The organism is Fulvivirga sp. M361 (assembly GCF_007097395.1).
Taxonomy (GTDB): domain Bacteria; phylum Bacteroidota; class Bacteroidia; order Cytophagales; family Cyclobacteriaceae; genus Fulvivirga.
In genome coordinates this window covers 240,942-260,498 of sequence record NZ_VKDC01000003.1, presented here as the reverse complement: position 1 = coordinate 260,498, position 19,557 = coordinate 240,942, and the positions used below count along the sequence as shown (strand labels likewise).

Sequence of the window (19,557 nt, the reverse complement as noted above, 5' to 3'; positions counted from 1 at the left end):
TTATACCTTGGTCAAAAATTGAATGTATGCAAGTGCGTAATTGAACTTGAAAACGGTTTGATAATATTCAAGTTGTTTTTGGGCATATTGTGTTTCCGCCAATAGTAGGTCAGCAGATTTTTCAAGCCCTTCCCGGAAACGGTTCGTACGGATACGTAATGACTCCCGGGAATGGTCCATGGCCAGACGGGCCAGCACCAGGTGGCTTTCGGCATCTGTAAGCATACGTCGGGCTTTACCCATTTCCACATTGCTTTGAGATACATATTGCGCGTATTCCAGCTCAGACCGTTTGAATTCAGCTTTACTTTTTTGAGCTAACCCGACCCGCTTTGCTCCTTCCAGAATGTTCCAGCTTAGCTGTGCACCCACCACATAGCCATTGGCGTCCGCAGAAAAAGGGTGATCGTCATACATTTGGTAACTTCCAAAAGCATTCAATCGGGGCAGGAAAGACATCTTACTGGCACGATGGACCGTAGCATGTGCCTCGGTGGACAATTGCAAAGCTTTGATATCAGCCCGGTTTTTCGACACCTGGTAGCTCTCCGTCTCTGAAGACACGTTTAAAGACAGGCTATCAGCCGGTTTAAAAACGACGTTCCCTTTTTCTCCCATCAAGTGGGAAAGATGATCCGAGATATTCTTTACATTGCTCCCGGCTGTTTGCAGCTGATTTTGCACTTCCATTACCCGCACCTCAACCGCCAGCACATCCGCTTTTTGCAAATAGCCCTGTCGGAAATTATCTTCTGCCAGTTTTTGGTTCGCTAATGCGCTTTCTTTGGTTTTGGATAATACTTCTACCATTTTATAGGCCAACTGAAGCTGCATATAGTATTGCTCCACCTCGAAAGCCAGGTGGTCTTTCGTCCGGGTAGTACGAAGGGCCACTGCCTCCATTTTCGTTTTAACCGCTTTACGCTGGTAGATCCCGTCCAGGTTGATCAGCGGCTGCTGTACCTCTATGGCCAGTGCATAATTAGAAATGCTGGAAGGGTCATTTAACAACTGCGGGTTGAAATCCCCTTCGGTCAGGATCTCCTGGTTTAGCTTACTGCCAAAAGCCATCAAGGGGTTGGTTGTGGTTAAACCGGTGTAAGACACCCCTATGTGAGGCAGCACCACGGACGTGGTTTGTTTGTAATCCGCCTCAGCCTTATAAAAATCCTGCTCTGATATTTTTATGGCTAAATTATGCTCCGCAACTGCCTGCTGTACTTCCTCTTTGGTAATGGGTACCACTTCTTGGCCCCATAACGATGGAGATATGGCCAAAAAGTAAAAGACCACTCTGAAAAACAATGCCTTGTTCATGCTTCATCTTATTTTGATGAAGCAAAAGTAGACTGGTATTACCTGGCAGTCCGTGACATAAGTTACTAAGGCTGCAACATTACTATGCTGCATTAAAGATAACATTGCTCGGATGAACCTGATTATTACCTCCTTCGAGTCGGAACATTTTGCGAAGATATAAATCGACCCACCAGGTCCGGCGATTAGGAGATTACTTCTCCTCTCCCGCGTTAACCCAACGCCAGGATTCGTAACCACTCTGGTCTTAGGTTTAGCGCAGCGATCTTAAGACCTATAACCGGATAGAGTGTCTCGCTCGGTTTACCTCACTGTAAACAACTTTACAATCTGTAGGAAGAAAATACACCATCAACGATCAACAAGGGTACTATTTCGTCACCTTCACAGTAATTAAATGGATCGATCTATTCATACGGAATGAATACAGGGAAATCCTGATAGACAGCCCGGCTTACTGTCAGCGGCATAAAAGATTAATGATCCATGCCTGGTGTATCATGGCCAGCCATGTCCATTTAATGGTGAGTCAGCAGAAGGTAAGGAACCATCGGCGATCATTCGTGATTTTAAAAGCTTTACTTCCAGGCAGTTGAGGCAATGTATCAAAGCAAATCCAAGTGAAAGCAGGCAGGAATGCTTGTTGCGGATGTTTGAAAGAGTTGACAAAAAGAACAAACGCAACCTGGACTTCCAATGATGGCAACAGTATAACCACCCTATGGAACTGTCTACCATCGATATGATTGACCAGCAGATGGATTATATCCACAACCCGATAAAAGCTGGTTTTGTAGATGATCCAGCAGCCTGGGAATGGAGTAGTTGTATGAGTTATGAAAGACAGGTTGAGGCTAAGTTGGAAATCGTTTTTATCGTATAGGTACGACTTCCGACTTGTGCGTGTTAATGTCCATTCTGTAAGGCGAATGTTGTAAATAATAGAAGGTATTTTTCTAAAGTAGTCCGAGCAGATGTTCTCGGCTTTTTAGGATCTTAGGATCGCTGCGCTAAACCTAAAACCAGATTATAGGTCTAATCATTACTAAAGCTAAATGGATGCCTTGCATTATATTGATTTATATAAAAACCAATGTCTTTCTTTTTAATTCTTGTATTCTTAAAAAACTCATCTCTTTTGATGATGTCGATTATTTTCGAAGCATCGTTTCTTTGATGAAATATACTACCTGTTGATAAATCTACAGCAAAAACGTCAATATCAGGAGTGTTTGGAAGATCAGGTCCTGTATACAAAATTAGTGGAAGAGCAAACGTAGAAATCAATCCGAATCGGGCAATTTTAATAAAACACCCTTTATATCTAATATATGGATCTCCATATACACATATCCCCCATATATGAACAGCAGCTATTTTACTGGTACCCTCTTTTGAGGCATAAACTATATTTTCTTCGCATATAACTTGTCTTAACGCATATCTTTCTTTGTCTTGAATAATAACAACTGAAGGTATCGACGGGTTGTTTGTCTTAAATTCGTCCAATGTTTGGTAAACACCGTCTATAAAATCATTCTGTTTAGAAAGCTGAGTTTGTCCGTATGAGCTTAATGAAGTAATTAGAATTACAAAAAAGGCCGCTCGTAAACAATACATTTTAAAAGGATTTAGTATTGCAAGCGTTTTTTGTTGATCACTTAAAAACGCTTACTTTATCAATGATCAACAATACTCTAAAAAACATATAATTATTACTATCTATTTTTAAATATTCTCTCTTACAGAAAGTGACATTTCAATGTCCTTAGATAATTATCATCTGCACTATTCCCACCCTGGTCTTAGGATCGCTGCGCTATACCTAAGACCAGGGTGAGATATGTTTCTCTATACCTATTAACGAGTGTTATTAAACCTTCCCAGGCATATCGATTACCATCACATTCCAACCATGGTTATGGATTAAGCGTCTTATAGACAACATTAAAAATACTCACCACCATGAAATCGACCATTTTCACCTTGATTATTGCGTTTGTTATAGGTCTTTTTACGGGTTGTGGGCAGGACGATGATCCTACCACTCAGGCACAAACCATTAATGGCACCTGGAACCTTAGTAATGTAAGTGGTGGGCTTACCGGGATCAATATCGATTATAATGTTGGTGAAGTATCCTGGGTTTTCAATGAAAATACTAAGGTTTTGATAATAGAAAATAATATAGAATCAACCGGCCCTGAAGATATTTATGCCGGATTGGAAAGTGGAACTTACGATTACAAAATACAGCATGAAGATGACCATCAAGTTCTATACATTGATGGTGCAGAAAGAGGAATTTTAAAAATAGAGGATAATATTTTGAAAATCGATGACGGAGTTGCAGTCGATGGTTTTCTTACTGAATTTGAAAGATAAACCCACCACCAGGACCGCTAACCTAAACTTAGTCTGTCATAAAATGTATTCGTTCGTCATTCTTTTGTGGTAATATGTACTTTTGACTAACCGGAAATTAGTCTTAAAAAACATGAACCCAATCGAAAACAAACACCTTGTGGCCGAATACAAGTCGCGTATTAATCGTGTTTTTGATTACATAGAAGCCAATCTCGATAAATCGTTTTCATTGGAAGAATTAGCATCTCAAGCTAATTTCTCCAAATATCATTTCAATCGTATTTTTTTTGCTATGGTGAGGGAAACGCCCTTTCAATTCATTAACCGGGTAAGAATTGAAAGATCTGCAACACTGTTAAAATACAATCCCAACCATACCATCTCTGAAATCGCCATGATGTGCGGTTTTAGTGATGTTTCGATATTTTCCCGGAACTTTAAAACCTACTTTAAAGTATCGCCATCGGCATGGCGTAAATCGTCCACTGAAAATAGCAATATAAGTCAAACACACCGCAATTTTCATCAACGGCCCGAAGAGGTCTCCATGTACTTTTGTGACGAATCAAAAACAATTAAATGGAGATCTACTATGGAACTAAATCAAAGTATTGAAGTAAAAAACCTTCCAGAGGTGACGGTTGCTTACATCCGCCACACCGGGGCTTACAAAGGCAATGAAAAACTGTTTGAACAGCTGTTCAACAAACTCTGCGCCTGGGCCGGTCCACGCGGTTTGATGGAAAGCAAAGAGCTGACATTTTTCGCCGTATATCACGATGACCTGAAGGTGACCGAGGAGCAAAACCTCAGAACGAGCGCCTGCATGACCATACCTCCGGATACAAAGGTGGATGGAGAAATTGGTAAAATGAAGATCAGCGCCGGTAAGTATGCCGTAGCCCGGTTTATTCTGACAGCAAAGGACTACGAAAAGGCCTGGAACTGGCTTTTCGGTACCTGGCTCCCGGCCAGCGGCTACCAGCCGGATGACGGACCATGCTTCGAAATGTACACTGAAGAACAAAAGGATGGCAAATCACCGGTGGACATTTGTATACCGGTAAAACCTTTGTAAACATCGATTGAATAAAGCGATTTTTCTCACCGCAGAGGCGCTAAGCTTTTAGGCGCGTGGAAATTCCCTCTGCGTCTTTGCGCCTCTGCGGTAAAAACACCTACCAAAAGCCATTTGGATAGGTATGGAGTATACTCAAAACACGTACAGGCCCGGAGGGTATTCGTTTTTTAGTAATTTATGGAAACTATACCGGTCCACATCTTTTATTCCGTGAGATTGACTGATCGAGTAGTATGCGTGAACTCATCTCCGTTATTCAGTTTATACGTTAGCTCAAAAGAGAATTCAGTGTCCCGGGCCGGTGGTTCCGTCAGTTTAAGTTCAAATGTATGCCACAGTACACCTTCAGAATTATTCATTATATAATCGGCTAACGGTATAAATTGATCAAAATCATCTGTATGAAAAATCCAGTCATTCGCTAAAATAATATCGTTTATAACAGCTCCTTTCAGATAGTCTTTATTGTAGTCATTGGTAGTTCGCACAATGACCGTATCCACGCCAATTTTATCTCCGGCCTCGCCTGGTCCCAGGCACGAAAGGGCCATTAGTGTCCCGTTCAAACCTGTTCTTGCTTTTGCAATATAGTTAACTTCGAATTCGAATCTGGTTAAAAAACTGCTCCAGTTCACCGGCAGGTTATCTTCAAAAGTTACCGACGGACCCCTTACCGAATTGGTAAACCTCCTATTAGATGATGTTATACCTTTGATCTCAAAATGGGGAGGTGCCGGATCACATGTTTCATGGAGGCATGAAACAATGGATGAACCTATCAGACAGAATGTGCAGAGGAAGAAAGCTTTTGATTTCATAGTGCTCTTTGACGCTAACATATAGATGCTCAGTTGGGTATAAATTCACTATGTATTTTCAGTAAATTTAAAGAATTCAATGGGCTTTTAATAGGTTCAAACCCTGATCAACTTCTATCTGGCAAATAAATGAAAATATCAAAAGGAACGAACGACCTAATATTTCCGAGGCAGATGTTGAATTTGAAGTCAGTGGCATACGTTATATCATCCTGAACTTATGCCAAAGGAGGACCAGGCAAGCACTCTTGTAGCAGGACAATACTTCTCGCCATTAGATATTTAACATGGATATTAATGCTCAATGCTATCTGAAAAAATAGTATTTATTTTAGCAAAAAAATGGTTTCATTTTTCTATTGGTTTAATTCGTGTAATTCAAAGATAAAGGCCCAATAAAGGACCTTCAATTAGTCGACCAAGATCACCGGAAAACGATGTGCATTGAGGAACGTCCACCTAGCCCATTAAATGCATATTACAATTAGACCAATGTGACATGTATTGCTTACATTATTTATTCACGACCAGTTTACGAGTTAATGTCCTTAAATTTGTAACAAGTTTACATATGTAAATCCCATTTTTCATATTGCGTGAATTAATACCAAAGTAATATGAACCAGCATCTTTGTAGGAATCAACCACCGTTTCTATCTCTTGCCCATTGATATCATAGATCGTAAGTTTAGTGTAACTATCCTGTGAAAGTGAAAAATGTATTTCAGTTGTCAGACTAAATGGATTGGGGTAATTAGTTAATGAATAAAAATTGATATCTTCATTGTCTAATGCAGTGTTTTTTAGAATTGAATCATTTTTCTTTCGACCTCCTATTAATCCTTTTCTAAGAGCTAATTTGATCACCCTGACTTCACCTCCTTTAAGTTCAGGAATTGTGACAGTAGTCAAATCATTCTGATCGTCATACGAAATATTATTGACGAGAGTATAATCCATAGTTGGATTTGTATCATAACCATTTAAACGAGGTGATAGAAATGTTACATTTCTAAAATCGCCTTTTAAAACAACATTTACACTTTGAATTGGGGTGAGGGCTTTATTTGTGACCAATCCATAATATATATCATTCAATTCATTTGTTTGAATAAATAATCCTGCAAATAAATGATTGTACGTTTCATCCGTACTATGATTCATGCTTTGAATCAATGGTGTATTTGGATTAACTAAATTCTCAACTTCAAAATCAAAACCTTGATTCATAAGTGTATTCTGCACATGAAAAGTCCCTATATAATCAGAGTTCATTACAATTGGCCCAAGAATGTTCTTAATATAAAGATTATTGTTTTGAACAATAGAATATTTGCATGTTGGTGTAGGGTTATTATCAGCGTCTACATTTACAAGGCCTTCCTTAACCTTATAATCAATAGCCCAAGTTCCGTCCGCTAATTTTATTCCCAAATCTATGTTTCCATCATTATTATAATCTGCAGGTACTGGAATTGAATTTACATCACCATAAATACCTTCATCAGAAATAAAATCCCATTGATCACCAGTTGTATAACCAAAGGCATCGCCATTTTCCCAGTGATTTATATACCATGTGCCAGTTGAGGATTTTATACCCAAATCAATACGTCCATCTCCATTATAATCGTCTGGAACAGGAATTGCATTCACATCTCCATACACGTTAAAATCAGATTCAAAGTCCCAGGCAAATCCGGTGGTATACCCATCAAATCCTAACTCAACAGTATCCTTTGCCTCCCAATAATTGATTAACCATCGACCACCTGAAGTTTTTAAACCCAAATCAATATATCCATCATTATTATAGTCAGCAGGGACAGGTATAGCGTCTATATCTCCATATACATTGAAGTCAGATACAAAGTCCCAATCATAACCGGTGGTATATCCATTTTCATCGCCATTTTCCCAATAATTGATCAACCATCGGCCATCAGAAGTTTTTAAACCCAAATCAATATATCCATCATTATTATAGTCAGCAGGGACAGGTATAGCGTCTATATCTCCATATACATTGAAGTCAGATACAAAGTCCCAATCATAACCAGTGGTATATCCATTTTCATCGCCATTTTCCCAATAATTGATCAACCATCGGCCATCAGAAGTTTTTAAACCCAAATCAATATGTCCATCATTATTATAGTCAGCAGGGACAGGTATTGCATCTTTATCTCCATATACATTGAAGTCAGATACAAAGTCCCAATCATAACCGGTGTTATATCCATTTTCATCGCCATTTTCCCAATAATTGATCAACCATCGGCCATCAGAAGTTTTTAAACCCAAATCAATATGTCCATCATTATTGTAGTCAGCAGGGACAGGTATAGCATCTTTGTCCCCATAAATATTTACGTCAGACCTAAAATTGCCTAAACACTGTCCTAAATAATTTCCTACCTTCGGTGTTCCTTGGTATTTCCAATAAAAAACTCCTTTAGCTCCGTAAGCAATTGGGCTGAAAGTCATAAATCTCAGCTTATTTTCATCAGGGTCTTCATGAACCCCATTAGGTAGGCGTGAAGTTAACACAACAGAGCAAAATGGCCTTCCATTTGCTTTATTCCTTATTTCTTGCAAATTGTAGAAATAGGAGGTCCTTATTCCTGCAGTTTCAAAAGGGTAATGATCAAATGAATATATGTTTACATTCTCATCCTGTATTGGATCTAGTAAATATGAATCCATATATTCATCAAAGTTTGGAATGGAATTAATATTACTTTGGTAATAGGGGAAAAGATTAACAAATGTAGCTTTGAATGGATCTATTTGATTAAAAGCTCTAGTCCATGACCTTAGTATTGATTGTTCTTCATCAACACTACGACCATCTTCAGCTTCATCATTAACTACTTTAAACCTAGGCTCATCACCCAGACTATATCCAAAGAAAGCCTCTCTTTGGGGTATTGTTAATCCACTTTGATAATTTTCTACTATTGATAAGGCAACGTTAGAATCAAAAAGGTTCAAATTTTTGGGACGTCTATCAATACCACGGTAAGCAACATCACTGGTCATGTATTTTAATCCAAATTGAGAAGCCATCTCAAGATAATAACGGTTATGTTCAAAGTCCTGAACTGTATTATATTTAATATAATGATGGCCAGAAATTAAATTGAAGTGTGCATCTTTAACAAGTTGCATTTTTTGATAATCTAATTGCGAATAGCTACCAATGCTCAGTGCATCCTCAGTCCACGTAGCTATAATAAATTCATCTAGTTGCCATTGAGAAAACACATTAGTTCTACTAAAAAAGAGGATTAGGAAAATGAGGGTATTGTACTTAAATGTTTGCTTAAACATAGTTATTGGTTTTAAATTACGAGTAATATTTTGAGATGTATTTATCTTAAATTTAAAGAATCAAATAGGTTTTAATGGATAAAATACAGAAACAAACAGACTGCCGTTTTTGCTACGGATGAGGACTTACGTCATTAGTAGGCATAAGCCCGGCTGTGACCAACTTACGCCAGAAGAGGGCCTATTTTGTTTGTATTTCAAGAAATAAGAACTACAAAAATTATGATGAAAAGTCTACGCACCCTAGCCTTAGAATCATTACGCTAAACCTAAGACACAGGGTAAGGTAATAGTTGGAATTGACGCTACAATGTTCAGTCTAATTCGTAGTAATGGAAGGTCTGATCCTGCCAAATGTTGCAACAAATCCCACGCCTTGTTATTTATGTCCCACATCACGAACTACCAGGATTATATTTCGAAGCTGTACTCGGTGATGCAAAAAGGGTCAGTCCTGTAATGAAGCCGACCCTCTTGCGTATTTCTCTCAAAATGCGCATCACCCATAAAGTCTTGAGGTTATTGAACTTTGGGATAAAACCTATTCATTCTTTATAGAATTTCCGGATCACCTCCCCGCCTGGGGTAGAAACATGGATCAGGTACACGCCCTGGCTTAAATCGGAAACATCGATCTTTTCTATCGAGGTGTTGCTGCGTTGAAAGCCTTCTGCCATTTCCCCGCTCATGTCATAGATGCTGATCGCAGTAGCTTTTTGTGATAAAGTAACCGGGAGGTATATTTCATCCACTGCCGGGTTAGGATAGAGCATCTCAAATTCATATGGATCAGAAACAGATAAGGTTGGATCAATCACGCCATCAATGGTAACGGAAACTACATTTGTATAGTCTGCCATACCGGTAGCATTGAATGCGGCTACGCGATAAGAATAGGTTTTGCCTGTTTCCACATCACGATCCGTGTAAGAAGCAACATCCAATACCTACCGTTCTGCCAATTTCTACAAAATCCACTTCATTTGCTGATTGTTTCTCAATGATAAATCCATCTTCCACTTCACTATTGTCCGTCCACAGTAACTTTATTTCCCTGGCGGTTACTTTACGGGCAATAAGCCGTGTAGAGGCTTCCGGAGCAGTTACTTCCGATTGTGTGATATTAAAATCTCTATCGTTCACATGAAAGAAAATATTATCCACGGCCTTTACCATGATCCGCGCCTCAGATGTTGCGATATTAGGGAGTCTTACGGTTTCAGATCCATCATTTGCTGTGCGTTCAAGCAGGGTAATGTCGAAGGATTTCCCGCCATCAGTAGAACACGGGATGCTAACATTTTGGCAATTGACAGGGGCTATGTTCGTTTTAGCCATATCCCATTCTATCAAAAGATCGCTAAAGCCTGCATACTCTGGTGCAGAAAACTTAGAGGTCACCACAAAGGGGCCTGCATCCTCTGTAGAGGAAAATGAAAGCAGGTCATGGGTTACCCCTCCTCTTCCATCACGTACATTGATAACAAAGTTCAATTCCCGGGATGTAAAGGGCATCACTTCCTTGTTAGAGGTATCACCAGATAATACGAGATCAAGCTGAGGGAAATACCTTTTGTTGCTCGTAGTAGGACGAAAGTTTCGAAACAGAGGACCATCTCCTCTAAAGCTATTCTCAAACCCTTGTAAATAATTTTGATATAGTAAATCGATATGTACTTCTGGTGTATTCGGGGGCAGTCTTTTGGCATATTCCTCTCTCGTCATAGGTTCTCCCTCTTCCACGGTCCCAATCATATTTTCCTGCGTTACAGCGTTATCAAATTGTTGCCAATTATACATGAGGACATCGCCGTCTTCATCATTTGCATTAGCTACTAATGTAAAAGGAGTATTGACAGGGATTACAAATCCTCCTTCCCGAATGGTTACAGTAGGAGGAGTATTATTTGTTTCTACCAAAACAGGACATGCGCTTCCATGCTCGTTTGTGGTGTATCCCAATATCTGTTGAACAGATATTGCATGGTAATAATCATCACGCCGTCCCTGTAAGTCATTATTTCCGCAGGCACCGGCATATGACAAAATGGTATTTCCACTTCCAATTTCATATGCGCCCCGACTTGAAAAACCCTCCAGGCAAGGGCCCTCATTAGTAGAGAATGTATGATGAGCACCAAACTGATGTCCTATTTCATGCGCAAAAGTTCCTGTGGCAAACACATCAACAGGCCGGCGAAAAGGAAACGTAGACATCCCGCCCGCTTTCAGGTTATCTCTGCATACCCAGCCAAGAGCGGCTTTGCCTCCTTCCTGGCCAGCTGCTACTACATGCCCGATATCGTATTTGTCAACACCAAAATTTTCCTCATTGTTTAAATATGCTATGGCCAGGATACGATCATTGTTTTCCCCACTTAAACGATTAGTTTCTTTACCTTCATATGGTCCGGGATTGCTATTAGAAAAAACCGTTTCTTTACCCGTCACCAGCTCAAAAGTAATGGCCAACTGGGTTCATAAATTCCGGTTAGACGGTCTACTATGGTCAGGATCTCATCAAACGCCTTGTCTACACTACCTCTTCCTCTTTCGTTGGTATAATTCGCTTTAACAAGAAGCGCCAGGCGATACTTTTTGAATTGACGACCGACCGTCCTTTTTTGAAATGTTGTATTTAATATCCTGCCATTATGAATCGCCCGGTCGTAGCTTTCATACAGCTCCTCGTTTCCACAAGGAACTCGTTGATCGTCTTTATGGGCGCTTCTATAATCAGCCTCAAAGTAACTCACATACAGATCATTCCGTAGCTCACGGGATCCAGGTAAATGGTATCATCCTTTGAAAAGACAATGGCATGCAGACCTGCCGAAGTCAAATTTATACGGGCCAGCTCTCCGTTTTTGCTATATCCTTTAAAGGTTTGAATGTCCGGATTCTTTTCCTGAACTGCTTTAGATAAAAGATTGGAGGGGCGAACGTCAAAGGTCATTTCACCGCCTGATGGATAGGGGATTGAAAATTTAGCCCTTCCGTTTTTCTTGATGTCACTCAAAATGACACTCAGGGCCTCGCTATTCAATTCTTTCCTGTTGAGTTTGACATCCTGCCAGCGGACGGAAGCCCTTGTATTTGGGCTTCCTTCCTTCCAAAGACCTCTATTTTGTGCAAAAATCAGTTGTGGAAGTACCAACAAAAAAAATAAGATTGCCTTCATGCTTAGTATGGTTTTAAATCCTACGGTTTTCAATTTTTTCCCGCTAATCGAAAGATGTAGTCATGACAATAGCTGAACAGATGATGGTCAATAACTAAAGTATTCGATGAGGTTTATCTCTGCAGTAAAGTTGGTTGGTTATTGAGTGAAAGTGGCAAGACAATTCCGTCAAATGCTTGTAATAATCCGACAGCGCTTGTTACTTGCCGAATACATATCAATACGGATTTTGCGTCAAAAACAAGATGTTCTTGTTGATCACCTAACGTAAGTTAGTGCTTTGCCATCCATACTATCTGAATGATACCGGCTGAAATTATAGCACTAAGCATCCATTCATATACAGCCAATAACCATAACCTGCCATTGAAGTATTCAGGTTGAGTAAATAGGTAAGCCAGATAGGAAAAAGTGGCCAGAAGAATCATGGTTAAGGTCAATGAAAGTAATCTTTTATAACCGGAGAGAAAGTTGATAGTAAACCCGATCGTCAGACCACCTACCACTCCCATAAAGGATGCGTAAGCCATCCATACATGCAAATCACTATATCCTCCTTCATCTAAGAGCGAAGTAAGGCTCAGCGCAATGATGCTCAATATTCCTAAGAAAAACATCCACCTCCCTGTGAGTGACGCTGTTCGTAGACGCTTACCCTGATTTATTTGAAGGGCTTGTGTAACAGGATACAAAAGGATGACACAGATGTTGATGCCCAATATAGCGATCCAGGCCCCTTCAGGATTATTGTGTTTTGAAAGAATATCTGAGATAAGTACCCGGTCCGGAAGGAATACACTGTCCCGAAGTCGAATGGCAGCAGCGGTAATTAAGCTTGCATAGAATACTATGATTGCGACAATAACCAGTCTCAATCTGATGGTCTTTTTTAGCATAGTGAAGGTTATCGGCATCAAAACGCATCTCTATTTACATTACGTATCGTTCGATTGTCCATTGTCCATTATATCTGACTAAACTTAATGAGTTATAGTTCTCTCATCAATACTAAAACTAATCCATTGTGTCAACCATTGCAAGTAGCGCTACCTGCGTCTGAACCTTGACGTAATGAAGATTTACAAGGAGGCGTACCCGCCTTTGGATTTACAACGGTAGTAGGGAATAGTAACTACTCAGCAGTAACGAGGTCTTACTATTGTCTGGCTTATGCTATGAAAGGATTGTTTTATAAAAAGATATCCTGGTAACAGCGGCTACCCAGGTTCTCACCTAAGCCAATGAGCACTGATGCATCTAACCTATGGCATAATGCTTTTTACCGTTTATTTAATTCCATTGTATTTTTTCATCACTTTAATGACTTCATCAATAGGAATGGACTTTATTTCGTGGTTCTCCCGTCCGGTCATAGTTTTTGCAGCAAACAGAGAATTTAAAGCGGCCTCTTCGGTCGCTTCTATCACCGCCAGGAAAAGAGGTGTAACAGCTTCATTCTTCAACTCTTCCGTTGCTATAAATGGTGACCTACTGTTATGTGGAATAAAATTGTCTTCTGCCGTAGACACCGCGATTACATAATCCCCACTTCCATTCGAAGCTATTCCGCCGGTTTTGGCCAGTCCCATCATGGCCCTTTTAGCAAGTCTTTCCAAATTTCTGGCCCCCAAAGGAGCGTCAGTCATTACTACGATCATGCATGAACCATCAACATCATAGGAATAGTGTCTGGGGTAATTGCCAAATTCTTTTGCTACAGGTACGCCATTGATCTGAAGCACACCGCCATAATTGGTCTGTACCAATACACCCACTGTGTACCCACCCAATTTTTTTGGTATAACGCGAGAAGAGGTTCCTATTCCTCCTTTATATTGAAAACAGATAGTCCCTGTTCCTGCACCTACATTACCTTCTTCTATTTTTCCGCTTTTAGCATTATGAATAGCATCTAAAACATGTTTCTCTTTGACATGCCTGCCCCTTATATCATTAAGCCATCCATCATTGGTTTCTCCGACAATGGAATTAACAGAGCGAACATGTTCATTGTCTTTTTGTGCCAGTGTATAGGTAATTAATGCATTAGAAGCTTCAGGAACGCTTAACGTATTCGTTAAAACGATAGGGGTTTCAATATTTCCTAATTCCTTTACCTGGCTGTAACCCGCTAGTTTTCCAAATCCATTTCCCAGGTAAATAGCTGCCGGCGCTTTCAACTGGTAAATGTTTCCTGAATGTGGTAATATAGCAGTAACCCCTGTTCTGACGCTATCACCTTCTATTATCGTTGTATGACCGACTTTAACACCCTTTACATCTGTAATGGCATTGTATTTTCCGGTTTTTAATATACCGATCTCTATACCATAATCTCTTGCTCTCTTGTCCTGAGAGAATAAATGGTTTGAAATCAGTATACATGCTATCAATACTATTTTTTGTACAATCATTCTTTTTATTTCTGGAAATCTCTGGTCTGGTTTTATTCCGGCTAACGTAAGCCAAGTTTCTGATTATCAAAAATTATTTGATCGACGATTTTATCCCTATTAGCTCTTTAAAAAAACTGGTTCATCATTTTAGGATGTCAGGCTGAACATTTGTTTTACAGCCTTACATCCTACACTTCTTTTCCGATCTGAAACAGGTAATTCTGGGATGAGTTGTGAGCCTGTTTCTTAATAACCCTATTTCAAAAGATCACAGCGATCTTAAGTCAACCACTGTCTTGCTGTATTCTATTGGACAAGGTTGTATCATCTCTTATTTTGTCGTTGGTTGCAGGAGGCCCAGGCCAGGATACAGGTGCAACTGACTTTTTCCTTAACTTCGTCTTTTCACAAAATGCTAAATCTCCGGTCCTGGCTAACGTATTGAAGAACTATTTTAGATATAGTGATGCAAGCAGATAGTTATCTATGTCGGAAAATGACCTATATAGGTCGTATTTGTAATAGTTTAAAGCCTCACGCTTTGTGTAGTTTTGCCGCGCTTATCTATTTACAGGTACTTGTATAAAACACAAAACTAATACTTAACCTGCCAGGAAATTATGGACGGTATATCTACAGCCATTTTAGCTATTTCATTGATCATTATCATGCTTGGAATGGGATTGTCCCTGGAGACAGATGATTTTAGACGGATACTAAAATACCCCAAAGCTATTATGGTGGGATTAGTAAATCAATTACTCATTTTACCTTTACTTGCGTTTGGAGTAGCATCGCTTATCCCTGTTGCCCCGGAAATAGCGGTGGGAATAATGATCCTTGCAGCGTGTCCCGGCGGCCCAACCTCGAATTTAATTGCACATCTTGCAAAAGGAGATACAGCACTTTCGGTAAGCCTGACTGCCATCAGTAGTTTTATAACCATCATCACTATCCCTTTTGTGGTAAACTTTGGAATGGTACAATTTTTCGAAAAGGGACAAATGGTGGAACTGAATGTGGTCCAGACCATTGTACAAAACTTTGTGATCATTGTGATCCCGGTATGCACAGGGATGTTCATCAGAAGAAAAAGAGAAGCATTTGCCAACAAAATGTCTGAACCTGTCCGAAAAGCTTCAGGAGTTGTCATTGCTCTTGTCATTATAGGGCTGATCATCAAAGAAAAAGACCATGTGGTCCCCTATTTTCAGCAAGCCGGCTTTGCAGCACTGGTTCTAAATGTAACCACCATGATGGTTGGGTTCTATTCAGCAAAACTTTTCAAAATCACGGACCGCCGTGCGATTTCCATTTCCATTGAATCTGGCATTCAGAACGGCACTATGGCCATCGCTATCGCAGTAGTCTTACTTGGAAACGCAACGTTTGCAATTGCACCTGCCATATATAGTTTGCTTATGTTTTTCACAGGTGGAGCCGTTGTATACCTGGGTATTAAGCGAAGCAAAGCTGCTCTGGCCGACCGGTCGTAAAATACTATACAGAGCCTACAAACCTTAAACCGGTAAAACTAAGAAGCAGAAAATATAGTTAAGAGTCAGATTGTCGTAAGTTAAGATCCCACCGCATCAGTGTTCATTTAATCGATCTAAAGAATCTATTTTTCTCATCCTATCGTTTATTTGTTTCTTTCTTAACTTTTCCAATTCTATGTCTCTTTTCAACAGTCGCAGCAGACTATCATAAGATTTATTGATAGAAAACTGTTTTTTATATTCTTGCTTGATCTTTGAAAATGACATTAAAAGCGTTGTGATTGAATCGGATTTATCATTTATAAGGTCTAAATATCTCTGGTTGGTCTTTTCCAGTGCGGTTACAGATTGTAGAAGAAATTCATTCCGATCGTCAAAGTCTTCTATGGCGCCAAGGTCTGTTTCTACTCCAATTTTTTTATTCAACGAGTCTATTCTTTGATTTGCCGCTTTCAATTGCTGTCTTACCACTTCTTTTTCAGTTTTAAGAATTTCAATTTCTTTTTTCATTCCTTTTGGCTTTAACCAGGGGTCTGAGTCGAACAGAAAAAATTCAGCTTTCTTAACAGACTGATCACCTCCACTTGAAATAGCGCTAAACCCTGTTTGCAGTCCGTTGGCACTTGATATGACCAGAATAATATTGAGCGCTATGACAAATGACCTTATTGTTCGGTCTTCAATGGGTGGGAAAAACTTATGGATAATTTTCGGAACGAGAACTACTGCAAGACCAAGAGAAAGTAAAAGACAAAAAAGCGTCTTATCAATCTTTCCATCAAATGAAAATGTATAAATGTAGTTAGATAAAGAGTAGCTAAAATTGGTTACCAGCCAAATTGAACCTGAGAGACCACTAACGGAACTTACAGTCGAAACGGATATCCAGTCCTTTGACTTTGGTGTTTCTTCCATTATCTGAAAATTTAAATTTCAAACAAAAAAAGTGAAATTTCCTGAAAATAAGAAGCTTGTTTCTCATGACTTATTTAACGCATCTTGAATGTATGGAAATTAGTGCAGCGAGTTATTAATCACAATACCAGCTTCCGGGTATTTTTAACTATTTAAATACTCTATTAAGGTTTATTAGCTCCAAACTAGTCAGTCCTGAAGAGTAGATGTGTATCATTCAATTACTTGAGTCAGTCTTTCAAAGGTACACTGCCAAAAATCATAATTTCTTTATAATACGAGACTTACTTTAATTCCTAGCTTTGCAAAAAGAATTAAAAAATGAGAATACTATTCCTTATCGCTTTCTTATTGCTGTTTTTTCAATCTCAAGCGCAAAAAGTACTTATTGTTGGGTTTGAAAACAATCAATTTTCAACAAAGGTTGGGAAAAGAATGGCCAAAAAAAATAAAACTTCCATAAAGGGGCTGGCCCCACTACTTCGTACAGAACTCATTTATGCTTTAGTCAACAGCACGTCACAAGAAGTACATTATCACCAGGCAGGACAAGGGGATACTATCACCACATATTTCTGGAGATGGAATAAAATAATTCCCAAAACCATAAAAGATAAAAAGAAGAAAAAATACAATGGTTTGGTGATCAATGAGGCGTCTCAAAGCGCTATAAAGGCATTTGTCGGACAGCAAAAGGTAGACTACGTATTCTTCATAACGCGCTACCGAATTTCATACGAAAGTACTCCTGTACCCTCAGCCAATGGAGGTATTTCTAATGCTCCACAAGATGTGCACGAGGTTGATTTTGAAGTTTACAACCAGAACGCAAGGTTAGTTACAGGTGGTCGTCATTTCTATAGACCAAAATTCACTTCCAAATTCAAAAAAATGACAAGGACGTTTGAACGCATTGGCAGGGACATAGGACGGGATATAAAAGAAAGTATTTAATACCGGGCTACATCTTTACACAAAATAAGCCTCTAATGAACCCAGCTAAACCAAATCTTACAAAGATGCTCTAAAACACAATAAAAGGGCTGTCTCTTTCGAAACAGCCCTTTTATTGTGTAAATCATTTATAATATAACGTTAATTATTGCTTTAATAGGGATCACTGCCCCACCTTTTAACATAATGTATTTCTCCGTTACTGCCCAGATGGTGGCTTCTGTTTCCATGGGCTCATAGTTGACGGTCTCAAATCGTATTAACACACTCCTTTTATAAAGGTTGCCTAACTTGAGGCCCCTGTTGAGGTTGTATTGACGAATGGCTTGATCCGAAGTGTTATAAAGTACTTCTTCTTTTCGAAAGGACAAGTGGCTAATATTCGATTTATCCACTCTTGTGATAGTGTTTACCTGCATAATAAATGAATGTTTTAATGATTAATAATTACTTAAAGACTAAAAGGAACATTCATTTACTCAGTCACATAATTTCAGGTTTCGATAGAGAATAAACAGTTTGGGGCGACTAAGGTGATTAAAGGCATCAACACACTGGAAAGAAGAGGATAAAACGCTAAATGGCCTGAACAGTAACTTTTTGTTTCCATTGGCTTTCGCCCTGATGCCAACCTGCTCTTCTACAAGGACATACCGTTCTATGGCTTCGTTCTTTTCAGCGCTGGTTTCCTCTGCAATGGCCGGAGCACACGCCAATATTAACACCAATGTGCTAAACATTAAGTGCTTCATTAAATTTGCCAATATCCTTAGCCTTGCGTTCAACGTGTTTTGTTTTAAGATAATGGATATACGTTAGCATAGGCTTTTAGGTTATCATTTTTGCACAAATGTCCACCTCAATTAAGGTGGCCATAAATACCAATATTCCTAATAGTCCGGTCGCGCTGAACCAATGGCCCACTCACCTATTTGGCATATCAATTCTTTCTATACGTCCTTCATAGTAAGTAAGTCCGTAGGAATACTGCCATAAAGCTTTATTATATAGCATTTCTAGTGATGCTTATCATATGCCTCAAGCTCTTCTTTTCGTTATTTTACAAGCCTGATCGTATGGGTGCTATATCCACCCCACCGATCAAAACAGACGCTAAAGCCACTGAGCTTCTAACCTTAAGTCATGACATTATGTCTGCCAGTATTTACACGGAAAAATCAGTCCAGCCTGACGACAAAATGCTAACGCATGACCTGGCTGATACAAAGGTATATTTAGATAAAATAGCTGCGTTCATCGAGCGTGAATACGGTGATTTTAAACCTGAATGGAAGTTTTATAACAAGAAATCAGGTTGGATCCTTAAAATGTTCACAAAAAAGAGGAATGTGCTGTTTATCGTTCCATGTCCTCACTATTTCAGAGTAGCCTTCACATTGGGAGATAAAGCAGCTGACCTGGTCTTCAACAGTGATTTGCCTGAATCCATAAAAAAGGGCCTATCTGAGGCCAAAAAATATATAGAAGGTCGAACCATTCAGACCCAGGTTAATACTCAAGGTGATCTGGATAATGTATTGAAATTGATCCAACTAAAATTAATATACTAAAACATTGATAATAAAGTGAATGACTGTTTTTGCATTAAAAAGGTGAGAATGTTCATGATTTCTGTTATGAAAGTTAGTTATTTTCACCTACCATGATTTAATAAAATCTCAGACTAAAGAAGTAT

Annotated in this window: 19 protein-coding genes; 6 read left to right on the top strand and 13 right to left on the bottom strand. The window is 39.2% G+C overall.

All coding sequences use genetic code 11. From position 1 onward, the window contains the following. Window positions 1-1,317, bottom strand: coding sequence for a TolC family protein (locus FNH22_RS03540; protein ID WP_143396951.1), 1,317 nt, complete (start codon window positions 1,315-1,317; stop codon window positions 1-3). Window positions 1,318-2,038: 721 nt separating this feature from the next. Between FNH22_RS03540 and FNH22_RS31935 the strand changes: the two genes are divergently transcribed. Next, entirely contained in the window at window positions 2,039-2,200 is a 162-nt protein-coding gene (locus FNH22_RS31935; RefSeq protein WP_185154068.1) for a hypothetical protein, read from the top strand. A gap of 152 nt (window positions 2,201-2,352) precedes the next feature. Here the strand turns inward: FNH22_RS31935 and FNH22_RS03535 are convergent, their stop codons facing one another. Next, entirely contained in the window at window positions 2,353-2,937 is a 585-nt protein-coding gene (locus FNH22_RS03535) for a hypothetical protein (RefSeq protein WP_143396950.1), read from the bottom strand. Window positions 2,938-3,282: 345 nt separating this feature from the next. Between FNH22_RS03535 and FNH22_RS03530 the strand changes: the two genes are divergently transcribed. Continuing rightward, on the top strand, window positions 3,283-3,702 hold the full coding sequence (locus FNH22_RS03530; protein ID WP_143396949.1) for a hypothetical protein: 420 nt from the start codon (window positions 3,283-3,285) through the stop codon (window positions 3,700-3,702). Window positions 3,703-3,814: 112 nt separating this feature from the next. Beyond that, window positions 3,815-4,762 (top strand): GyrI-like domain-containing protein, encoded by a 948-nt coding sequence (locus FNH22_RS03525; RefSeq protein WP_143396947.1) that lies wholly within the window; start codon window positions 3,815-3,817, stop codon window positions 4,760-4,762. Window positions 4,763-4,968: 206 nt separating this feature from the next. Here the strand turns inward: FNH22_RS03525 and FNH22_RS03520 are convergent, their stop codons facing one another. From FNH22_RS03520 to FNH22_RS03485, 8 genes are all read right to left on the bottom strand, one after another. Next, window positions 4,969-5,583, bottom strand: a complete 615-nt coding sequence (locus FNH22_RS03520) for a hypothetical protein (RefSeq protein WP_143396945.1) — start codon at window positions 5,581-5,583, stop codon at window positions 4,969-4,971. Window positions 5,584-6,096: 513 nt separating this feature from the next. After that, a complete protein-coding gene (locus FNH22_RS03515) occupies window positions 6,097-8,916 on the bottom strand; it encodes a T9SS type A sorting domain-containing protein (RefSeq protein ID WP_143396943.1) in 2,820 nt (939 codons plus the stop codon). A gap of 545 nt (window positions 8,917-9,461) precedes the next feature. Beyond that, the gene (locus FNH22_RS03510; RefSeq protein ID WP_185154067.1) at window positions 9,462-9,860 is read right to left on the bottom strand and encodes a T9SS type A sorting domain-containing protein; all 399 of its coding nucleotides are present in this window, start codon (window positions 9,858-9,860) and stop codon (window positions 9,462-9,464) included. Beyond that, the gene (locus tag FNH22_RS03505) at window positions 9,832-11,388 is read right to left on the bottom strand and encodes a reprolysin-like metallopeptidase (RefSeq protein WP_143396940.1); all 1,557 of its coding nucleotides are present in this window, start codon (window positions 11,386-11,388) and stop codon (window positions 9,832-9,834) included. Before FNH22_RS03505 ends, FNH22_RS03510 begins: the two co-directional genes overlap by 29 nt. Next, window positions 11,364-11,672 (bottom strand): hypothetical protein, encoded by a 309-nt coding sequence (locus tag FNH22_RS03500; RefSeq protein ID WP_143396938.1) that lies wholly within the window; start codon window positions 11,670-11,672, stop codon window positions 11,364-11,366. Before FNH22_RS03500 ends, FNH22_RS03505 begins: the two co-directional genes overlap by 25 nt. After that, window positions 11,669-12,097 (bottom strand): hypothetical protein, encoded by a 429-nt coding sequence (locus tag FNH22_RS03495; RefSeq protein WP_143396936.1) that lies wholly within the window; start codon window positions 12,095-12,097, stop codon window positions 11,669-11,671. The genes FNH22_RS03500 and FNH22_RS03495 overlap by 4 nt, the downstream gene beginning before the upstream one ends. A 272-nt stretch (window positions 12,098-12,369) precedes the next feature. Continuing rightward, window positions 12,370-12,993 carry a hypothetical protein gene (locus tag FNH22_RS03490; protein WP_143396934.1) on the bottom strand — a complete coding sequence of 208 codons (624 nt, stop codon included), beginning with the start codon at window positions 12,991-12,993 and terminating at the stop codon, window positions 12,370-12,372. 390 nt (window positions 12,994-13,383) lie between these two features. Continuing rightward, window positions 13,384-14,511 carry a P1 family peptidase gene (locus FNH22_RS03485; RefSeq protein WP_143396932.1) on the bottom strand — a complete coding sequence of 376 codons (1,128 nt, stop codon included), beginning with the start codon at window positions 14,509-14,511 and terminating at the stop codon, window positions 13,384-13,386. A gap of 602 nt (window positions 14,512-15,113) precedes the next feature. Here FNH22_RS03485 and FNH22_RS03480 point away from each other — a divergent pair. After that, window positions 15,114-15,989, top strand: a complete 876-nt coding sequence (locus FNH22_RS03480) for a bile acid:sodium symporter family protein (protein WP_143396931.1) — start codon at window positions 15,114-15,116, stop codon at window positions 15,987-15,989. Window positions 15,990-16,085: 96 nt separating this feature from the next. Here the strand turns inward: FNH22_RS03480 and FNH22_RS03475 are convergent, their stop codons facing one another. After that, the gene (locus FNH22_RS03475) at window positions 16,086-16,907 is read right to left on the bottom strand and encodes a hypothetical protein (RefSeq protein WP_143396929.1); all 822 of its coding nucleotides are present in this window, start codon (window positions 16,905-16,907) and stop codon (window positions 16,086-16,088) included. Window positions 16,908-17,228: 321 nt separating this feature from the next. Between FNH22_RS03475 and FNH22_RS03470 the strand changes: the two genes are divergently transcribed. Further along, window positions 17,229-17,861 carry a hypothetical protein gene (locus tag FNH22_RS03470; protein WP_143396928.1) on the top strand — a complete coding sequence of 211 codons (633 nt, stop codon included), beginning with the start codon at window positions 17,229-17,231 and terminating at the stop codon, window positions 17,859-17,861. 128 nt (window positions 17,862-17,989) lie between these two features. Here FNH22_RS03470 and FNH22_RS03465 read toward each other — a convergent pair whose 3' ends face one another. Together FNH22_RS03465 and FNH22_RS03460 are read right to left on the bottom strand one after the other, a co-directional pair. Next, window positions 17,990-18,280 (bottom strand): hypothetical protein, encoded by a 291-nt coding sequence (locus tag FNH22_RS03465; protein WP_143396926.1) that lies wholly within the window; start codon window positions 18,278-18,280, stop codon window positions 17,990-17,992. A gap of 60 nt (window positions 18,281-18,340) precedes the next feature. Continuing rightward, a complete protein-coding gene (locus FNH22_RS03460; RefSeq protein WP_143396925.1) occupies window positions 18,341-18,613 on the bottom strand; it encodes a hypothetical protein in 273 nt (90 codons plus the stop codon). A 324-nt stretch (window positions 18,614-18,937) separates the two neighbouring features. On the opposite strand from FNH22_RS03460, the gene FNH22_RS03455 reads away from it, so the two are divergent. Continuing rightward, a complete protein-coding gene (locus tag FNH22_RS03455; protein WP_185154066.1) occupies window positions 18,938-19,432 on the top strand; it encodes a DUF3788 family protein in 495 nt (164 codons plus the stop codon). The last annotated feature ends 125 nt before the right edge of the window (window positions 19,433-19,557 follow it).

Coding starts and splice junctions, on each gene's coding strand:
- FNH22_RS03540 (WP_143396951.1), bottom strand. CDS start 1,317: ATGAACAAGGCATTGTTTTTCAGAGTGGTCTTTTACTTTTTGGCCATA.
- FNH22_RS31935 (WP_185154068.1), top strand. CDS start 2,039: ATGGAACTGTCTACCATCGATATGATTGACCAGCAGATGGATTATATC.
- FNH22_RS03535 (WP_143396950.1), bottom strand. CDS start 2,937: ATGTATTGTTTACGAGCGGCCTTTTTTGTAATTCTAATTACTTCATTA.
- FNH22_RS03530 (WP_143396949.1), top strand. CDS start 3,283: ATGAAATCGACCATTTTCACCTTGATTATTGCGTTTGTTATAGGTCTT.
- FNH22_RS03525 (WP_143396947.1), top strand. CDS start 3,815: ATGAACCCAATCGAAAACAAACACCTTGTGGCCGAATACAAGTCGCGT.
- FNH22_RS03520 (WP_143396945.1), bottom strand. CDS start 5,583: ATGAAATCAAAAGCTTTCTTCCTCTGCACATTCTGTCTGATAGGTTCA.
- FNH22_RS03515 (WP_143396943.1), bottom strand. CDS start 8,916: ATGTTTAAGCAAACATTTAAGTACAATACCCTCATTTTCCTAATCCTC.
- FNH22_RS03495 (WP_143396936.1), bottom strand. CDS start 12,097: ATGAAGGCAATCTTATTTTTTTTGTTGGTACTTCCACAACTGATTTTT.
- FNH22_RS03490 (WP_143396934.1), bottom strand. CDS start 12,993: ATGCTAAAAAAGACCATCAGATTGAGACTGGTTATTGTCGCAATCATA.
- FNH22_RS03485 (WP_143396932.1), bottom strand. CDS start 14,511: ATGATTGTACAAAAAATAGTATTGATAGCATGTATACTGATTTCAAAC.
- FNH22_RS03480 (WP_143396931.1), top strand. CDS start 15,114: ATGGACGGTATATCTACAGCCATTTTAGCTATTTCATTGATCATTATC.
- FNH22_RS03475 (WP_143396929.1), bottom strand. CDS start 16,907: ATGGAAGAAACACCAAAGTCAAAGGACTGGATATCCGTTTCGACTGTA.
- FNH22_RS03470 (WP_143396928.1), top strand. CDS start 17,229: ATGAGAATACTATTCCTTATCGCTTTCTTATTGCTGTTTTTTCAATCT.
- FNH22_RS03465 (WP_143396926.1), bottom strand. CDS start 18,280: ATGCAGGTAAACACTATCACAAGAGTGGATAAATCGAATATTAGCCAC.
- FNH22_RS03460 (WP_143396925.1), bottom strand. CDS start 18,613: ATGAAGCACTTAATGTTTAGCACATTGGTGTTAATATTGGCGTGTGCT.
- FNH22_RS03455 (WP_185154066.1), top strand. CDS start 18,938: ATGGGTGCTATATCCACCCCACCGATCAAAACAGACGCTAAAGCCACT.